The sequence below is a fragment of the Paenibacillus sp. VTT E-133280 genome (assembly GCF_002264385.1).
GTDB lineage: Bacteria > Bacillota > Bacilli > Paenibacillales > Paenibacillaceae > Paenibacillus_AQ > Paenibacillus_AQ nitricinens.
In genome coordinates, this window is the sequence record NZ_NFUX01000054.1 from 22154 (window position 1) to 40795 (window position 18642).

The 18642-nt window shown below is 44.0% G+C and carries 16 protein-coding genes; all 16 read left to right on the top strand.

From position 1 onward, the window contains the following. Positions 1–27: 27 nt before the first annotated feature. A complete protein-coding gene (locus CA600_RS21315) occupies positions 28–513 on the top strand; it encodes a hypothetical protein (protein ID WP_094872694.1) in 486 nt (161 codons plus the stop codon). Between the two features lie 134 nt (positions 514–647). Next, positions 648–2462 (top strand): translation elongation factor 4, encoded by a 1815-nt coding sequence (gene lepA / locus CA600_RS21320; protein WP_036677511.1) that lies wholly within the window; start codon positions 648–650, stop codon positions 2460–2462. Positions 2463–2617: 155 nt separating this feature from the next. Further along, a complete protein-coding gene (locus CA600_RS21325; RefSeq protein WP_094872696.1) occupies positions 2618–3079 on the top strand; it encodes an Rrf2 family transcriptional regulator in 462 nt (153 codons plus the stop codon). A 110-nt stretch (positions 3080–3189) separates the two neighbouring features. Further along, the gene (locus CA600_RS21330; protein ID WP_094872697.1) at positions 3190–3831 is read left to right on the top strand and encodes a nitroreductase family protein; all 642 of its coding nucleotides are present in this window, start codon (positions 3190–3192) and stop codon (positions 3829–3831) included. A gap of 183 nt (positions 3832–4014) precedes the next feature. Next, complete coding sequence (locus CA600_RS21335) at positions 4015–5820, top strand: cache domain-containing sensor histidine kinase (RefSeq protein ID WP_256989952.1); 1806 nt, start codon at positions 4015–4017, stop codon at positions 5818–5820. Further along, positions 5805–6572, top strand: coding sequence for a response regulator transcription factor (locus CA600_RS21340; RefSeq protein WP_094872699.1), 768 nt, complete (start codon positions 5805–5807; stop codon positions 6570–6572). The genes CA600_RS21335 and CA600_RS21340 overlap by 16 nt, the downstream gene beginning before the upstream one ends. A gap of 95 nt (positions 6573–6667) precedes the next feature. After that, on the top strand, positions 6668–7972 hold the full coding sequence (locus tag CA600_RS21345; RefSeq protein ID WP_094872701.1) for an ABC transporter substrate-binding protein: 1305 nt from the start codon (positions 6668–6670) through the stop codon (positions 7970–7972). A 91-nt stretch (positions 7973–8063) separates the two neighbouring features. Next, entirely contained in the window at positions 8064–8948 is an 885-nt protein-coding gene (locus tag CA600_RS21350) for a carbohydrate ABC transporter permease (RefSeq protein ID WP_256989953.1), read from the top strand. A gap of 62 nt (positions 8949–9010) precedes the next feature. Further along, entirely contained in the window at positions 9011–9838 is an 828-nt protein-coding gene (locus CA600_RS21355; RefSeq protein ID WP_094872704.1) for a carbohydrate ABC transporter permease, read from the top strand. A gap of 20 nt (positions 9839–9858) precedes the next feature. Then, a complete protein-coding gene (locus CA600_RS21360; protein WP_094872706.1) occupies positions 9859–12108 on the top strand; it encodes an FAD-dependent oxidoreductase in 2250 nt (749 codons plus the stop codon). Between the two features lie 213 nt (positions 12109–12321). After that, positions 12322–13494 carry a radical SAM family heme chaperone HemW gene (gene hemW / locus CA600_RS21365; RefSeq protein ID WP_094872707.1) on the top strand — a complete coding sequence of 391 codons (1173 nt, stop codon included), beginning with the start codon at positions 12322–12324 and terminating at the stop codon, positions 13492–13494. A 93-nt stretch (positions 13495–13587) separates the two neighbouring features. Continuing rightward, on the top strand, positions 13588–14079 hold the full coding sequence (locus tag CA600_RS21370; protein ID WP_094872736.1) for an N-acetyltransferase: 492 nt from the start codon (positions 13588–13590) through the stop codon (positions 14077–14079). Between the two features lie 205 nt (positions 14080–14284). After that, positions 14285–14740: a copper amine oxidase N-terminal domain-containing protein gene (locus CA600_RS21375; RefSeq protein WP_179281691.1), complete on the top strand. Its 456-nt coding sequence runs from the start codon at positions 14285–14287 to the stop codon at positions 14738–14740. 152 nt (positions 14741–14892) lie between these two features. Then, a complete protein-coding gene (gene hrcA / locus CA600_RS21380; RefSeq protein ID WP_042191003.1) occupies positions 14893–15924 on the top strand; it encodes a heat-inducible transcriptional repressor HrcA in 1032 nt (343 codons plus the stop codon). A gap of 49 nt (positions 15925–15973) precedes the next feature. Further along, positions 15974–16555 carry a nucleotide exchange factor GrpE gene (grpE, locus tag CA600_RS21385; protein ID WP_094872714.1) on the top strand — a complete coding sequence of 194 codons (582 nt, stop codon included), beginning with the start codon at positions 15974–15976 and terminating at the stop codon, positions 16553–16555. A gap of 115 nt (positions 16556–16670) precedes the next feature. After that, a complete protein-coding gene (dnaK, locus tag CA600_RS21390) occupies positions 16671–18518 on the top strand; it encodes a molecular chaperone DnaK (RefSeq protein ID WP_094872716.1) in 1848 nt (615 codons plus the stop codon). Positions 18519–18642: the final 124 nt, after the last annotated feature.

Consider the following 18642-nt stretch of genomic DNA (forward strand, 5'->3'; position numbering starts at 1 on the left):
CCAAGTATTTAAGAAGGAGTGGATTACATGTCTCGTTTCGGTAAAAAACTGGTTATGGTCGGTATTTGGGCAGGGGTTGGCATACTGTTAGGTATGCAGTTCAGTGGCAGCGGAGGCGCAACCGTCTCTAAGCTGCTGCCAGGCTGGACCGACCTATCGACTACGCCAACCAGTCAAGTGACGGGCATGCAATCTCAGCCGATTAAGAATGGGGTTACACAAGGTGGGCAGACTTATGTGTATGTTCCGATGGTGATCGACCCTATCACAGGTGCATATACGCCTGTTTCTCCATTGCCTCAGAATAGCAATCCTGCGCCAACTGAAGATCTTCCTCAGCAAGTGGTAGATGGGGATAATACGAAAACTCCGGAGCAGATTCTGATTCCCGAGGAACAAAAGCCGACAGTCGATGTGATAGCGGATAAAACGGCAGGCCTTTTGCAGCAGGCTTCTCAGAAGGGCATACGCTGGGTAGTCTCATTGTTCGATTCTGCGGAAGAATCACAATGATTTCAGGAGAAACAGTTATTTCACGGGTACGTGAATAGCTGTTTCTTCTGTTTTACGTAAGGGCGGGATTGATGGAGTAAGCTTGTACTGTTATAATAAGTGGATTAATATCAGGCTGTCTGTGGGGGTAAGGAATGACTGACGTTCAGAAAAGACAACAACAAATTCGCAATTTCTCGATTATTGCACATATAGACCATGGTAAATCGACACTAGCTGACCGCATTTTGGAATACACGGGGGCACTAACCACGCGTGAAATGCAGGAACAGGTACTCGATCAGATGGATCTGGAGCGCGAACGCGGTATCACAATCAAGCTGCAAGCCGTACGTTTAACCTATCGTGCAGACGATGGTGTAGAATACTATCTCAACTTGATTGATACACCGGGGCACGTCGATTTCACCTATGAGGTTTCCCGCAGTCTTGCAGCATGCGAAGGCGCGTTGCTCGTAGTAGATGCGGCACAAGGGATTGAAGCACAGACGCTTGCCAATGTGTATCTTGCGCTGGATAACAACCTGGAAATTCTGCCTGTCCTCAACAAAATTGATCTACCAAACGCTGACCCAGACCGGGTAAAGCAGGAGATTGAGGATGTTATCGGACTGGATACCAGTGAAGCGGTAATGGCCTCTGCCAAAGCCGGTATCGGGATCAAGGAAATTCTGGAGCAGGTGGTGAAGCAGGTTCCTGCGCCATCCGGTAATTCAGAAGAGCCGCTTAAAGCGTTGATCTTTGACTCTCATTACGATCCTTACAAAGGTGTTATCGTCTATGTGCGCGTAATGGACGGGAAGATCCGTGCGGGATCGAAGATTAAGATGATGGCAACGGAGAAGACCTTCGAGGTCATTGAAGTTGGTGCATTTATGCCGCGTATGACCATTGTCGATGAATTGAACATCGGGGATGTTGGATTTATCGTAGCTGGGATCAAGCATGTTGGAGATACCCGTGTCGGTGATACTGTCACTGACGCAAAGAATCCTACTGCTGAGCCGCTACCAGGCTACCGTAAGATCAACCCGATGGTATATTGCGGGTTATATCCTATTGAAACCTCCGATTATAACGATCTTCGTGAGGCACTTGAGAAGCTCCAGCTGAATGATGCTTCGCTAAGCTTTGAGCCGGAAAGCTCGAGCGCGCTTGGATTTGGTTTCCGTTGCGGATTCCTTGGACTCTTGCATATGGAGATCATTCAAGAGCGGATTGAGCGCGAGTTCAATTTGCCGCTGATTACAACTGCACCGAGTGTTATTTATCGAATCATGCTGACCAATGGCGAAATGATTCAAATTGACAACCCGTCACATTATCCGGAAATCGGAACGATTGACTACATTGAAGAGCCTTACGTTAAAGCAGCAATCATCGTGCCTAACGACTTTGTAGGTACTGTAATGGAGCTGTGTCAGAACAAACGTGGCGAGTTCGTAAATATGGAGTATCTTGATACTAACCGTGTAACGATTACTTACGAGATCCCACTGTCTGAAATCGTTTATGATTTCTTTGATCAGTTGAAATCAGGTACAAAAGGTTATGCATCCTACGACTATGAAATTTGCGGGTACCGTCGTTCGAATCTGGTCAAGATGGATATCTTGCTTAACAATGAGCAGGTTGATGCCTTGTCCTTTATCGTTCACCGTGATCGTGCATACAACCGCGGTCGTATCATCTGTGAGAAACTACGTGGGATTATCCCTCGCCAAATGTTCGAAGTGCCGATTCAAGCCTCTGTGGGTACGAAGGTCGTTGCGCGTGAAACCGTTAAGGCGATGCGCAAAAACGTACTTGCTAAATGTTACGGCGGTGATATTTCGCGTAAGCGTAAGCTGCTTGAGAAACAAAAAGAAGGTAAGAAACGCATGAAGCAAGTCGGCAGTGTCGAGGTACCACAAGAAGCATTCATGGCCGTACTGAAAATCGACGAATAACAAATCTGGAGCATCCAGGATGAAGTCTCCCCCACCGTATACCCACCGGAAAGGTGAAATGGTGGGGGAGTTTTCTTATTTGAAGGCTTGCGACAAGGCAATGTTTACGATAAAATGCAGGGGAATATCGCACTGCCGAAGGAGGAAAAGGGAATATGCAAGATCAGTCATCTATCAAGAAGCAAATTAAATCCTGCCCCTCTACCTATAAGACATTTAGCTTAGCGCTTCAAGCGTTGGTGATCCTTGCCAAGGAGAATACAACGTGCACGAGTAATGATATTGCGGGATCGATTCAATCCGAGGCGACACTTCTGCGACGAATTCTATCTGTCTTAGCAGGTGCTGGCATCCTTGAAACGCGTGAAGGACGTGATGGCGGATATAAGTTAAGCCGTCCTGCGGAGACCATTTTGCTCGGGGAAGTATACCATGCACTTCAGATTGCAGAAACACGTTGTCAGATCATGTTAGATGCAACAGGGGAACATTTATTTGGAACTAAGATGAAGTCTATTATTGAAGAGCTGACTGAAGAAATGGACCAAAGTATATACAATACATTGCAGAGATATACGATTCTGGACTTGCTAGAGCGAACTTATGAGCTCTATTGACAGTTTAACTTATCAGGAATATACTGTGCGTAATATAACACAGTTAAGGTCGTAGGTCTTAACTGTGATAAATTAGACACAGTAAAGATAATATTGGAGGAGTAATTTATATGTCTACACAGGTTGAGAAACAACAGGATTTTTTCACGGTATTAGAGGATCGTCGTTCTGTACGTTATTATGATCCAGCCGTCAAAATTTCGAAAGAAGAAATTGAAGATATTCTGAAAGTAGCGATCACATCGCCATCCTCTAGCAACTTGCAGCCTTGGCGGTTCCTGGTTATTGATGAGCAGGATTTGAAGGATAAGCTACTTCCTATCGCTTATAATCAGCAGCAGATTGCAGATGCCTCTGCGGTTATTGCCGTATTCGGTGATTTGGAGTGGTTTAATGAAGGCGAAAAAATTTATTCACGCTCGGTTGAAGCGGGTTTTATGACAGATGAAGTGAAGACCATGATGATCAATTCAGTAGATAACGGCTACCGTAGTATGAGCGAGGAAACCTTGAAGAAGATCGTTCATGTTGATGGTGGATTAGTAAGTATGCAACTGATGCTTGCCGCACGTGCGAAGGGGTATGATACCGTGGCAATGGGTGGCTATGATGCAGTGAAATTAAACGAAGCCTTTAATGTACCCGTAAGCTATGAGAATATTATGTTGATAGCGCTGGGTAAGGCTGCGAAGCCTGGGCGTCCTACGGTTCGACTATCCGTGGATGAGGTAACGAAATGGAATACGTTCTAATAAAAGAATAAGATTAGGTAGAGCTGGGAGGTAATCCCGGCTCTATTTTTTTTAGCAGGAGAAGTTTAGAATAAAAGGGGAGAAGAGCCGCTTTTGGTGAAGACAAAAAGATAGCGCGAGAGCTGCTTCTTGAAAAATTATCAAACGAAGTGTATGCACAAAAAATGTAAGGGGAGTTTTCGTTTGAAGCGATTATATTTGAAGCTTACGCCAAGTACCTTTAAGAATCGGATTTTGTTAGCTTTCTTACTGTTAGTACTATCACCCATTGCCATGCTCGTTCTGTATAACTTCAAAGAGACAGAACAAATGCTTCAGGATAATGCGGAAACGAAGAACATAGAGCAGCTTATTGGGATTAAGAATGGTTTTGTTGATCTCATGAGTCTCGTTATGAAAACTGGGTCATTACTTGAACAAGATACAACGATTTTATCGATAATGAAGAATCCCGAGCAATCTGATGAAATCACGAGAAAAAAGCTCGTTGAAAACAAGTTTGGAGCGATTGAAAATACATTCTTCATGAGTGGAGCGACGGTATATTATACTTTAATCGACCTTCATGGAAACGCATACACTTCCTTTATGCCGAGGGAAACCTTGAGCTACGACGAAATCCAATCGGAGGATTGGGTTCAAGCATTGAAGCGAGAAGGAGCGAATCGATATATATGGAATCCGAATGACAAGAATAATGTAGTCCGGGAAAGTACAACAAGTAAGAAAATGCTTAGTCTCTATGAGGTTATGCGTGATAATGGTTTTAACATTTATGCCTATGCAAGACTAAGTATCGATTATGAGGAGTGGTTTACTAGATCAACGTTAGGGAGTAAGCAGGAAGGGGCTTTTTTTCTGCTCGATGCCTCAGGGAGAGTGATGCTTAATCCGGATAAGGATGAGACCTTTTCACTTGATATTGCGCAGAGTATTGTGAAGAGCGCCAACCAGCGGCAGACAGAGCGTGCGGCATCCATCATCGATCCGAAGGAGAAAAGCTTATACACATACAGCTACATCGAAGAGTTGAATGGTTATGTCGTTAAAAAGGTACAGCTAGATCAGCTATTTCTTGAGGTGTACAAGCAGAAGCAACGATTTTTTGCTGTATTTGGAGTCATACTACTGCTATTTGTTCTATTAACTTATTTTATCTCATCGACGATTACAGTGCCGCTAAAGAAGCTGCAGAAGAAGATGGAGATGACCGCTAAAACGAATCTCAAAATGAAATTACCCGAGCAAGGGCGGGGAGAGATTCTTGCGCTGACTCAGAGTTTCAATATAATGATTCATGATTTAAATGAGCTGTTGCAGCGACTTCAGCTTGAAGAAAAACAGAAGCAATTTGTTCGATTTCAGGTGTTGCTCTCGCAGATGAACCCGCATTTCCTACTAAATACATTGAATACGATAAAGAGTATCGCCTTAGATAAAGATGATGATGAAATTTATGAAATTTGTGTTGCACTAGGCAAAATATTGGAAACAACATTAAATACGGAAGTGGATTTGATTCTGTTAAAGGATGAGATCGTACTGATTGAATCTTACATGGAGATTCAGCGGCAACGCTTCGGACATGGGATTGAGATTCAATATGATATCAACGAGGAGCTGCAATACGCATTAATCCCTAAATTCTGTCTTCAGCCCTTAATTGAAAATAGCTTGATTCACGGCTTCGGTCAGTCTGTGAAACAAGGGAAAATTGATATTTCCGCTAAGGTGACTGGACAACAACTATATCTGCAGGTTAAAGATAACGGCATGGGGATAGAGAGAGCACAGCTGAATAAGGCTGCACGGAAACGAAAAGGAATCGGTGTTCAGAATATTAGGGAGAGCTTAGAGCTGTTGTTCAAGAATCAACGGACAGGCATGGACATTGTATCATCAGACACAGGAACTGAAGTGATTATCCATTTTCCACTTCTTATTTCAAAACCTTACGATGGAGGCAAGCTCACATGTGGAGAACGTTAATTGTGGATGATGAACAACCCGCGGTTAAAAGTATACGGAAGTTATTCTTAAAGGCTGGAATCCCGTTTGAAATTATAGGTGAGGCGGAGAATGGAGAAGTAGGCTTACAAATGATTCGTGAGCTTCGACCTGATGTGGTAGTGACGGATATCAATATGCCAGTGATGGATGGGGTGAAGCTCCTTCAAGTTGCGCGAGAGGAAGGCTTCGACTGCCGATTTGTAATGTTGACCGCATTGAGTGAATTTGAATACGCTCGGCAAGCAATCGTATTTGGAGCTTCGGACTACATTCTGAAGCTATCTTTAGATCTACAAGGTTTGAAGCAGACCATGGATAAGGTTCATGCCGAGCTGGAGCGAATGGTGAAGATGAAGAAGGCAGATAAATGGTTTCCTGAGAAGCAACAAACGGGACCGACAGACCATGTGGAGATGAACAAAATAATTGCTTACATTGAAGAGCATTATTCTGAGGACATCTCGCTCAAATCCATGTCAGAGCTGATACGAATGGATGCCAGCTATATAAGTGACTTATTCAAGAAAAAGACAGGGAAAACGTTGACGAATTATATCCAAGAGCGGCGTATTCAGGCTGGAAAAATGCTGCTTGCCGAGACGAAGCTAACGATTAGTGAGATTGGTCAGCAGGTGGGCTTTGAGAACGATAATTATTTTATTAAAATTTTCAAAAAGTGGTGTGGCGTCACGCCAAATGAATTTCGCAAAGAACCAAAAAACGTTCTATAGTTTCCCAAATGTAGTTCATCCCCCAGAATCCGCTCTGATGATAAAGTTATAGACGTAGAGCACAACACATAATCCTTCCAAGGGGGAAGATATCGATGAAGAAAAAGTGGGTTCCTGCAGTGCTTTCTGTCTTATTAGCAGGTACGATGCTGGCTGGTTGTGGTACTAGTGGAAGTAATGATGCGCAGGGCAGTGCAAATGGACAAACAGCAAAGGAGAAAATAAAGCTTACGATGTGGGGGGCCGTTCCTGCAGAAGCCGGGCCTCAAGCTGTAATTGATAACTGGAATAAAGATCATCCAGACATTCAAGTCGAGTATATCCGTAATGTAAATGACGATGCTGGAAACTTAAAGCTGGACACTGCCTTGATGACCAATCAAAACATAGACCTTTTCATGAACTACGATCTTGCTCATTTACAGAAACGTATGGATGCAGGCGTTGCCTTGGATCTAAGCACGAAAACAGATTATGACATCGACAGCCAGATCGGCGAGGACGCAGCGATGTGGAAAATCAATGATAAGTACTATGGGATTCCAACAAAGAAAAATATGGCGTTTGTATGGTTGAACAAAGATATGCTGGATGCAGCAGGATTACCGATTCCTGCGGTGGACTGGACCTGGTCAGATCTTGAGGAGTATGCGAAGAAGCTGACGAAGCCTGGTGTGTACGGATTATTGCAGGCAGATTCCTCCTTCTCAACAACGATGGACGGTACGCTTGCTGGAATGGGTGTGAAACAGGCGGATGGTACTTCAAACTTTGGAAATGATCTATGGAAAGAACACCTGGAAATATTGCATAACATGATGTTCGTGGACAAATCCACACCGGAATATGGCGAGCAACTGACCAGTAAGATGCCGGTTGATACCATGTTCCTGCAAGGCAAAGCGGCAATGCTGGCAGCAGGTGAGTTTATTTTCCGAAATGCGAACAACTTGAAAGACTATCCGCATGATTTCAAAACCGCGTTCGCTGCGATTCCAAAAGTGAATAAAGATCAAAAGGATTATAAATATTCGGGCGGTGTGGGTGACATGCTTGCTCTTAATGCGAAATCCAAGAACCTGGATGCAGCTTGGGAGTTCGCAAAATGGTATGCGGATGGCGGTATGCTGCCAATGGCAAGCGGTGGTCGTATTCCAGCCTCTAAGAGTGTAGATAGTAAGGAAGCAATGAGCCTTCTCATGAAGGGTGTGGAAGACAAATATGATACAGATTCAATGAATAAAATTGTATTCGGCAAATTCCCATCCTTCCAGCTAAATGTAACTCAACAAGCCATTGATGCACGTAAAGAAGAGTATGAAAAATACTTCTTAAATAAGCAAGATATTGAAACCACGATGAAGAATATGCAAACCCGTTCGCAAGAGTTATTGAAATAATGAAATAGTTAGCACAAAAGAGAAGGAGGAAGATTTCTTCGTTCTTCTCTTTCGTATACCCATTTTTCAGCATACGAAAGGCGGCGATACCGTGAAGCGGAGAAGCTGGATGGACAGACAAGGCTGGATCGGCATGACCTTTATTCTTCCGAATATGATTGGTATTCTCTTATTCTTTATTATTCCTGCAATCTATTCCTTTGTTCTCATGTTTACGAATTATCAATTTTCAAATCCGAATTGGCAATTTACTGGGCTGGATAATCTCAAACGGTTGTTCCATGACGATAATTTCTATGCCTCGATCAAATATACGGTGATATTCCTGATATCGGTTCCAGTATCGATGGTGCTCGCCTTTATTGTAGCGCTATTTCTAAACCGCAGTGTGTATCTTAAAGGCGTATTACGTGGAATGTTCTTCCTACCGTATATCTCCAGTGGAGTAGCCGTTGCATTTGTCTGGATGCTGTTATTTCAGCCTTCACAGGGACCCATCAATGAAATGCTTCGCTGGATTGGCATAACATCGCCGCCAGGCTGGTTTGCGGATACGGAAACCGCAATGTATGCCATTGATATCGTACAAATCTGGCTGATGCTTGGCTACAATATGATCATCTATTTAGCAGCACTACAGGAAATTTCGACAGAACAGCTGGAAGCTGCTCGGATTGATGGTGCAAGCACATTCAAAACAACATGGAAAATTGTATGGCCTCTTGTTAGTCCAACAACCTTCCTATTAATGATTACCGGATTAATTATGACGATGAAATCATTCTCGATTATTCAAGCCATTACGGCTGGAGGTCCTAGCGGAAGTACGACGGTCTTATCACTATTCGTTTATAAAACAGCATTCAGTTATTACGATATGGGATACGCTTCAGCCATTTCATGGTTCTTGTTCGCCGTCATTCTCGTCATTACAGTCTTTCAGTGGATCGGCCAAAAGCGCTGGGTTCATTACTAAATGACCCCATAAAGTGGGGCTTTGCGGGGGCCCTGAAACCATAAATTAAAGGAGCAGGCGGTATGAATGAAAATGCAGGAAACATGAAGGTGAAACTGCCAGTAACGATCATCATGTTTATTCTAGGACTATTTATGATTGTGCCTTTTCTATGGATGCTCAGCACATCCTTTCAGACACCTGCCGAGGTGTTTAACAAATGGCTGCCTTCATCTCTCAACTGGAGCAATCATATCCGGGTGTGGACAGGAAGCCATGATTTTGTTCCTTATTATTTAAATTCTCTTAAGATTTCAATGATTGGAACTGTGGGGGCTGTGTTTCTATCTGCCCTTGCCGCTTACGGATTTTCACGTACGTCGTTCAAAGGGCGAGATGGACTATTTGTCATATATCTATCGATGATGATGGTCCCACCTCAGGTGCTTTTTGTTCCAAAGTTTATCATGTTTAACTGGGTGGGGATTTACAATACGCATTGGGCGCTCATCCTGCCAGCCATGTTCTCGATCTTCGGTGTATTTATGCTTCGGCAGTTCTTCATGAGCATTCCTAAGGAAATTACGGAATCTGCTTTTTTGGATGGGGCGGGGCATTACAAAATATTTTTTCGCTTAATTCTGCCATTAGCGAAGCCAGCAATAGCAACGTTTGCTATCCTCGATTTCTCCTGGCAATGGAATGATTATGAGAATGCGCTTGTATTCTTGCAAAGTCCTAAGCTATATACCATTCCGCTTGGATTGCAGAATTTTATTCTTGAGAACAATGTGGACTACAACGGGATGATGGCTGCTTCATCGGCTGCGATAATTCCAATGATTATTATCTTCTTTGTGGGTCAGAAATACATTATTCAAGGGATTTCAAGTTCGGCTGTGAAAGGCTAACTTTAGGAGGGATACTTAACATGAGAACAGAAACGGTTAAATCCGATGTAACAATAGTCGGTGGGGGACTTGCAGGGATGAACGCGGCGATCGCTGCAGCGCGCCTTGGGTTAACAGTATCGCTAGTGCAGAATCGTCCTGTACTTGGTGGTAACTCGAGTTCAGAGGTTCGGGTATGGGTATGTGGTGCAACAGGACATGGTGTAAATCGATATGCACGTGAGACAGGCATTATGGGTGAGTTATTCATCGAGAATCAATACCGGAACCCGGAAGGAAATCCATACTTATGGGATCTAACCTTACTCGAAGCCGTGAAGGCAGAGTCGAATATCAGCTTGTTTCTAAATACCGATGTACGCGAAGTGGAAGCGGAAGGTGAGGCAGGGGATCGTACGATTCGCAGTGTGATCGGTTGGATGATGGGATCTGAGCGGTTGATTACGTTCGAGAGTGAGGCGTTCATCGATTGTACGGGTGATGGTTTGGTAGGCTTTCTAGCAGGAGCTGATTTTCGATTAGGACGTGAAGCCCGCCATGAATTTAATGAGGAATGGGCACCAGAAGTGCCTGATAACATTACATTAGGCAGTACATTATTGTTTTATACACAGGATACAGGAAAACCGGTACGTTATGTTGCACCATCGTTCGCGAAGGATATTACGACAACGTCGATCCCGATCCGTCGGGTCATTCGGAGTGGAGATTCAGGCTGTCACTACTGGTGGATTGAGTGGGGCGGTGAGCTTGATACGGTGGATGAGAATGAACGAATACGTGATGAGCTATCCTCAGTTATTTATGGGATTTGGGATTACATTAAAAACTCAGGTCATTTTGATGCCGAAAATATGACGCTGGAGTGGGTTGGCTCGATTCCGGGTAAACGTGAATACAGACGGTTTGTTGGTGATACGATTCTAACGCAAAATGATATTCTCGCGCAGCGTGAATTTGAAGACCGGATTGGATTCGGAGGTTGGTCAATTGATTTGCATCCACCGCAAGGGATGTACGCACAAGAGAGCGGCTCGAAGCATCTGCATGCGGATGGGATCTATCATATTCCATTTAGTTCACTCTATTCGAAGAATGTGCGGAACCTACTTTTCGCGGGTCGGAATATCAGCGCATCTCATGTGGCTTTTGGAACAACACGCGTCATGGCGACCTGTGCGATCATGGGTGAAGCGGCTGGAACAGGTGCAGCATTATCCGTCATCAAAGGTGTATCCCCTCGTGAAATTCGCAAGCAGCATATACATGAATTGCAACAGGTGATGTTAAAGCAAGATGCTTCGATTATTGGATTGCGTAACGAAGATCCTTTAGACCTCGCGAGAAATAGTGAGATTCATGCGTCCAGTACGATGAAAGGCATATTACTGGATCGTCCAGCTGAAGCTTATGAGCTTTCTCATGACGTAGGAATTTTGTTTCCGGTTGAAGGTAATATCCTGGGGTTGAAGCTGCTTGTGTCAGCAAGTTCTCAGTCAGAGCTGACCGTTGAGCTATGGACGACTGGGCGTGCGGAAAATTACGTTCCAGCAGAGTGTAGACAGGTTGAAGTTGTAATACTACAAGCTGGGGATCAGCAATGGATTGATGTTCCAGTACAAGAGGAGCAGTGGAGTTCAATCGGCGAATGTAATATCTTCGCTATTATTAGAGCTAATGAGCATATTCAATTGCATATTTCAGAAACCCCAATCACAGGTGTTATTACATTTGAGCGAGGCGTTAAACCTGTAGTCGATTCAGCGCTGGAGGATCATCAGCCAGATCAGCCGGTGATGGAGTGGAGCATGAAACAGCTTGTACGCAGGCATTTCTGCTTTGCGGTTGAAACATCCGCATATGCTGCATCCAAAGTCACTGACGGGTATGTCCGGCCTTTTGCAGGGCCACATAGCTGGGTTTCTGAGCCGATGACTGCTGGTAGAACGGAGTGGTTAGAGGCGCGTCTGCCGGATGCTGCTTCAGTATCTGAAATTCATTTTACCTTTAACGATGATGTTAATGAGGATCTTATTAACTTACATCACCATGAAACGCCATTTCTAGTGATTCCTGAAATAGTAAAGGCTTACGATGTAGAGTTGCTCATTGATGGCGTGTGGCAAGTCATGTTCCGCGTCAAAGACAATCATCGGCGGAAGAACATACAGCGTTTAGAGAAGCCTGTCCTTACGGACGCTGTTCGGATCGTTATTCATGAAACTAACGGAGGAGAACGTGCAGAGCTTGTGGAAATGCGGATATATTAAGAAGAAACGGCTTAGCCGTCCTTTTAGGGACGGTATCCGTTTCTGCGAGAAATACAAAATATATAGGATAACGTAAAACTTATACTTTTTTGTATTTTAAAATAGAGATCATTTATAAATGATCGCCCCTTAGAGGGAAGCCGTCAGGCTTCCCTTTTCTTGTTTTTTAGATTACACTAGTCAAACGATATTTTTATATAAAGGAGACAGCTAATGACCACGAATACTAATGGCCGTCCCCCTGAGGCCGTATACATTCATATTCCTTTTTGTACCAATAAGTGCTTTTATTGTGATTTTAATTCCTACGTTCTCAAGGATCAGCCGGTTATGGATTATCTGGAGGCTTTGGATCGAGAAATGGAGCTGACCGTCAAGAATACTCCACCGGGTGTTATCAAAACGATCTTTGTCGGCGGTGGCACCCCAACCGTACTGAAGCCGGATGAGATGGCTTATTTTCTAAAATCAGTTCGGACACATTTCCCAAACTGGGATAAAGATATCGAGTTCTCTATGGAAGCAAATCCTGGAACTACGGATAGAGATAAGTTGACGGTTATGAAAGAAGGCGGCGTGAATCGGGTGAGCTTTGGTGTTCAGGCGTTTCAGAACGAACTCCTTACGGGCATTGGCCGGATTCATAATGTTGACGATGTATACCGCAGCTTGGAGAATGCCCGTGCAGTTGGTCTTAACAACTTGTCGGTTGACCTTATGTTTGGTTTGCCGAACCAAACTGTAGAGATGCTGGGCGAAAGTATTCGTAAGGCGCTCGAGCTAGATTTACCCCACTATTCTATTTACAGCTTGAAGGTGGAGGAGAACACTCTTTTTCACACCCTATTTAATAAGAACAAACTTCCTCTTCCTAATGAAGAAGATGAACTGCAAATGTATCTCTTGTTGATGTCATCTATGAAGGAAGCGGGCTATAACCAATACGAAATCAGTAACTTCGCAAAACCAGGTATGGAGAGTCGTCACAATATCACTTACTGGCGCAATGAAGATTATTATGGTCTCGGAGCAGGTGCACATGGATATGTGGGTCGCCAGCGTCATATTAATGTTAAGGGCGTAAATCCTTACGTTGAAGCAACACGCAAAGGCCTGCCTCGATTAGACGCATACCCAATCACTGAAGCAGAAGCGATGGAAGACTTTATGATGGTTGGCTTACGTATGCATGAAGGTGTTTCTAATGAGGCTTTTCAGGCGCAATTTGGGCGTTCAATAGAGGATGTATTTGCGAAATCCTTGCATAAGATGCTGCATGCGGGTTTACTTGAGCATGAAGAGGGGACCTACCGACTCAGCAAGCAAGGGATCCTTTTTGGTAACGATGTTTTCGCGGAATTTGTAGGCGCACTGACAGAAGCTTAATTTTAAAATACCCCTTGAATTGTAATTCACTCTGTTGTATATTTATTCATATTATCAACAGAGGGGTGAATTAAAGTGCTTGCCAAGACGGAAATGATCCGCCATTCGTCTCCAGCAGGAGACGCACAGGTGATTTGCAGAAATGCTGTGATAGAAGATGTTGAACCGTTGTATCTGATGATAGAAGAATACGCACAGCGCGGGATCATGTTGCCCCGTTCCAGGCAGGCGCTGACTCGCCAGATCGATCAATTTGTGATTGCCGAAATCGAGGGTAGATTCGTAGGCTGTGGTTCGCTTTTTAAGCTCGGGAATGATCTCGTTGAGATTCGCTCGATCGGCTTGAATGACGAGGGTAAGGGAAAAGGTATAGGCTCTATGATTTTGGCGAAATTGGTGGAGGAAGCCAGAAACCAGAAAATCCCTAAAGTCATGGCACTAACCTACGCCGTTGATTTCTTTCTAAGAAATGGATTCGAGGTCGTGGAGAAAGAGATTTTTCCCGAAAAGGTATGGACAGATTGCGTGAATTGTAAAAAGCAGCATGCCTGCGATGAAATAGCAGTACTTAAGATGCTGAACTGAGCGTGTAGTCGCTTATTATGAATATAATGCACTTCCAATAGTCTGTTATCCGACTATTGGGGGTGTTTTTTCTGTTATTGTAGAATGGATTATATGAATGGACAGAAAGATGGTGCTACTTTATACTTTAGATTGGGATTTTTTTGAATAAATGTAATGATGAATCTTGGAATGTTGGTTACTTAATCGAATGGAGGGAATTAGGATGAGTCGTACAAACAGAACTGCGGTATATTTGCTAACTCTGTTGCTTATTTTTGTAATACCAATACAAGCTTTTGCCGCGGATAAACCTATTACCATTAATATTGATAACGAGAAAGTGGATTTTTCTGTCCAACCCCAGTATATAAACGGAGTTGTGTATGTTCCGATTAGAACGATTTGTGAAAAATTAGGGATAGCTTATGAGTGGAATAACCAAACCAAAACCGTATCAGGAGTGAAGGGCAATAAGGAGTTTGAACTAAAGTTGGGCAGCAGTGAGGTCATATATAATGGTAAGGCTAGAGCTTTACATGGTCAATCCTTTCTGCAGAACGGAACCATTCTTGTTCCACTAAGATTTGTTGCAGAATCTATACAGAATGCGGTAATATGGGACGGCTCAACTTATACTGCCAGTATTACTACAGACGGAGTATTGGAAGCACAGGAGTAATCGATTATGATTTAAAACTACAAAGTAGTACTTAAGATGCTGAACTCACTTGACAATGTCAATGTCAGTTTGGTATTTTTGTATTAGTGGTTAGCACTCATCTGAGTCGAGTGCTAACGAATCGGAGCCAACAGCCGATAGGAGGGGATAACATGTTAACTGATCGCCAGAGAATGATACTAAATGCAATTGTAGATGATTATATTTCATCCGCAGAACCGGTAGGATCTCGCAGCATTTCTAAACGGGGTGATGTAGGGTACAGCCCTGCGACCATTCGAAATGAAATGGCTGACCTAGAGGATTTGGGTTATCTCGAGCAGCCTCATACATCGGCAGGGAGAATTCCTTCCCATAAAGGATACCGATATTATGTGGATCATCTGGTACCGTGGAATTCCGCCGAAACGGCAGAGATGGGCACGATCCGCGCTTTTTTTGCCGAGAAGCTGAATGCGATGGAGCAGGTAATCCAACATGCGGCGATGATTCTTTCCAATATGACGAATTACACTTCCATCCTTCTGGGACCGGAGGTTTTTCATACATCATTGCGTCATTTTCAGTTGTTACCACTAGATGATAAAACCGCTGTAGCGATTATTGTTACAAGTACGGGTCAAGTTGAGAACCGTACGGTGAACATTCCACCGGAGATATCCGTTTCCGAGATGGAGAAAGTGGTTAACCTACTGAATAGTAAGCTGGTCAATGTACCACTCTATAAGCTGAAGACTCGGCTGTATTCCGAGCTTGGCGAGGAAATGCAGCGTCACATCTCACATTATGAAGAATTAATGCAAGTGCTGGACATTGCGCTGGAAAGTGATCAAGAGCAGCGTATCTATCTTAGTGGAGCCACGAATATGCTTACACAGCCTGAGTTCAAGGATGTTGATAAGGTGAAAAGCATTCTTGATCTGCTGGAAGAGACGCCTACATTGCTCAAAATGCTGGCCCCTACAACAGGCGGCACAGGTATCCAGGTCCGAATAGGGACGGAGAACAATCATGAAGCGTTCGCTAACTGCAGTCTGATCACCGCCACTTATTCTCTTGATGGGCAGGCACTGGGGAGCATAGGTATCCTTGGTCCGACACGAATGGAATATGCAAGAGTGATGGGGATCTTGGGCATTTTATCCCGAGATTTGACAGCGATGCTGGCACACTGGTATAAGTGAACAGAGTCAACATTGATTACGTGAATGATTTTAAGGAGGTGAAGACAACTTGAAAAAGGAACAAGTTCAAGATGCTAATGAATTCAAAGATGATTTGATAAATGAGGAACTTGAGGCTAATGTAGCTTCTGAAACCAACTCATTTACGACAGAAGAAATTAGTGAAGGTGCTTCAGGCACAGGTGCGGAGGTAAAACGTCTGCAGGATCTCGCTGACGAATATCAAGGACGTGCGCTGCGTGCGCAGGCTGATTTTGATAACTTCCGTCGTCGTACTCAGAAGGAGAAAGAAGAGTTGGCTCAATATGCCACCTCCAAGCTCGTGACTGAATTGCTTTCAGTACTGGACAATTTCGAGCGTGCGTTAGTCACTACTCCTAGTAGCCCTGAGTCCGAAGCTTTCGTTAAGGGTGTTGATATGATTTTCCGTCAGCTAGATGGGGTATTGAAGTCCGAGGGACTTACGGCTATGGAAACAGTAGGCCAGCCTTTTAATCCTGAATACCATCAGGCTATTATGCAGGTGGAGAGCGAGGAGTACGAAGAGGGTATCGTAACGGAAGAGGTCCAAAAGGGATATCTCCTGAAAGATAGAGTCCTTCGTCCTGCTATGGTCAAAGTCAGCATGTAATCTGTATATATAGGACGGGCAGTATCTGTCCGCCATCGGTACCAACCGAATTTTTAAATATTTTATTATTTTAATGAGCGAATGCTCCATATACCTTTAGAGGAGGCAAATTATTGTGAGTAAAGTTATCGGTATTGACTTAGGAACCACGAACTCTTGCGTTGCCGTAATGGAAGGCGGCGAAGCCGTTGTAATTCCAAACCCAGAGGGCGCGCGTACAACCCCTTCGGTGGTAGGTTTTAAGAAAGACGGCGAACGTATCGTCGGTGAAACAGCTAAACGCCAAGCAATTACTAACCCTGATCGTACGATCAGCTCGATTAAACGCCATATTGGTACGAACCATAAAGAAAGCATCGATGGTAAAGAATACTCTCCACAAGAAATTTCAGCAATGATTCTGCAAAAGCTGAAATCCGATGCAGAGGCATATCTTGGCCAAACCGTTACTCAAGCTGTTATCACAGTTCCTGCTTATTTCAATGACAGCCAGCGTCAAGCTACTAAAGATGCAGGCAAAATTGCAGGTTTGGAAGTTCTACGTATTGTGAACGAGCCAACTGCTGCAGCTTTGGCTTACGGTCTTGAGAAATCTGAAGATCAAACGATCCTTGTCTATGACCTTGGTGGCGGTACGTTCGACGTATCTATCCTTGAACTGGGCGATGGTTTCTTCGAAGTAAAAGCTACAAGCGGTGACAACAAACTTGGTGGCGACGACTTTGACCAAGTGGTTATGGATTACCTTGTATCCGAATTTAAGAAAGAGCAAGGCATTGATCTGAGCAAAGATAAATCGGCTGTACAACGTTTGAAAGATGCTGCTGAAAAAGCGAAAAAAGAATTGTCAGGCGTACTGACAACTACTGTATCTCTTCCGTTCATCACAGTTGTTGACGGAGTACCACAGCACTTAGAGATCAACCTTACTCGTGCTAAATTCGATGAGCTGACTACTGGTCTAGTAGAACGTACTTTGGGACCTACTCGTCAAGCCTTGTCTGATGCTGGCATGACGCCTGCAGACCTTACTAGAATCGTTCTGGTAGGCGGTTCTACTCGTATCCCTGCGGTACAAGATGCTATCAAGAAACTTACTGGTAAAGAGCCTCACAAAGGTGTGAATCCAGATGAAGTAGTAGCACTGGGTGCTGCTGTTCAAGCGGGTGTATTGACTGGTGAAGTAAAAGACGTTGTATTGCTCGACGTAACTCCGCTTTCCCTCGGTATTGAAACTGCAGGTGGCGTGTTTACGAAGATGATCGAGCGTAACACTACGATTCCTACAAGTAAATCTCAAGTATTCTCGACTTTTGCTGACAACCAACCTAGCGTAGAGATTCACGTGCTGCAAGGTGAGCGTCAAATGGCGAATGGCAACAAAACATTGGGTCGCTTCATGCTGAACGAGATTCCACCAGCACCACGTGGCGTACCACAAATCGAAGTTTCTTTCGATATTGATGCCAACGGTATCGTGAATGTGTCTGCAACTGATAAAGGCACGAACAAGAGCCAAAAGATCACTATCACTTCTTCCAGCGGTCTGAGCGACGCAGAAGTAGAACAAATGATGAAGGATGCCGAGCTTCACGCTGAGGAAGACCGTAAGCGTAAAGAATTGGTAGAAGCGAAGAACAGCGCTGACCAACTCGTGTATTCCACTGAGAAAGTGATCAAAGATCTTGGAGATAAAGCTGATGCTTCCGAAGTTGAAAAAGCAAACGAAGCTAAAGATAAAGTGAAAGCAGCACTTGAAACTGACAATCTTGAAGAAATCAATGCAGCTACAGAAGCATTGACTGAGATTGTGCAACAGTTGTCCATGAAGCTGTACGAACAAGCTGCTCAAGCAGAGCAAGGTGCTGAAGGTGGCGCTGGAGCTGCTGAAGGCGCTCCTAAGAAAGACAATGTAGTTGACGCTGATTATGAGGTTGTTGACGAAGATAAGAATCAAGGGTAACCTTAAACGATAAGTGTATAGGGCGTAACTGATAAATTCTTATATAGTTAAGAAGGGAAGGTCAAAACCGGGTCATCCCGTGTTTTGACTTTCCTTTTGTAATATCAGTTTGCACACTCTTCGC

Excerpts from the sequence above, each read along its gene's own strand:
- hemW (WP_094872707.1), top strand. The coding sequence starts at position 12,322 with ATGACCACGAATACTAATGGCCGTCCCCCTGAGGCCGTATACATTCAT.
- CA600_RS21370 (WP_094872736.1), top strand. The coding sequence starts at position 13,588 with ATGATCCGCCATTCGTCTCCAGCAGGAGACGCACAGGTGATTTGCAGA.
- CA600_RS21355 (WP_094872704.1), top strand. The coding sequence starts at position 9,011 with ATGAATGAAAATGCAGGAAACATGAAGGTGAAACTGCCAGTAACGATC.
- CA600_RS21360 (WP_094872706.1), top strand. The coding sequence starts at position 9,859 with ATGAGAACAGAAACGGTTAAATCCGATGTAACAATAGTCGGTGGGGGA.
- hrcA (WP_042191003.1), top strand. The coding sequence starts at position 14,893 with ATGTTAACTGATCGCCAGAGAATGATACTAAATGCAATTGTAGATGAT.
- CA600_RS21340 (WP_094872699.1), top strand. The coding sequence starts at position 5,805 with ATGTGGAGAACGTTAATTGTGGATGATGAACAACCCGCGGTTAAAAGT.
- CA600_RS21330 (WP_094872697.1), top strand. The coding sequence starts at position 3,190 with ATGTCTACACAGGTTGAGAAACAACAGGATTTTTTCACGGTATTAGAG.
- CA600_RS21375 (WP_179281691.1), top strand. The coding sequence starts at position 14,285 with ATGAGTCGTACAAACAGAACTGCGGTATATTTGCTAACTCTGTTGCTT.
- CA600_RS21325 (WP_094872696.1), top strand. The coding sequence starts at position 2,618 with ATGCAAGATCAGTCATCTATCAAGAAGCAAATTAAATCCTGCCCCTCT.
- lepA (WP_036677511.1), top strand. The coding sequence starts at position 648 with ATGACTGACGTTCAGAAAAGACAACAACAAATTCGCAATTTCTCGATT.
- CA600_RS21315 (WP_094872694.1), top strand. The coding sequence starts at position 28 with ATGTCTCGTTTCGGTAAAAAACTGGTTATGGTCGGTATTTGGGCAGGG.
- CA600_RS21345 (WP_094872701.1), top strand. The coding sequence starts at position 6,668 with ATGAAGAAAAAGTGGGTTCCTGCAGTGCTTTCTGTCTTATTAGCAGGT.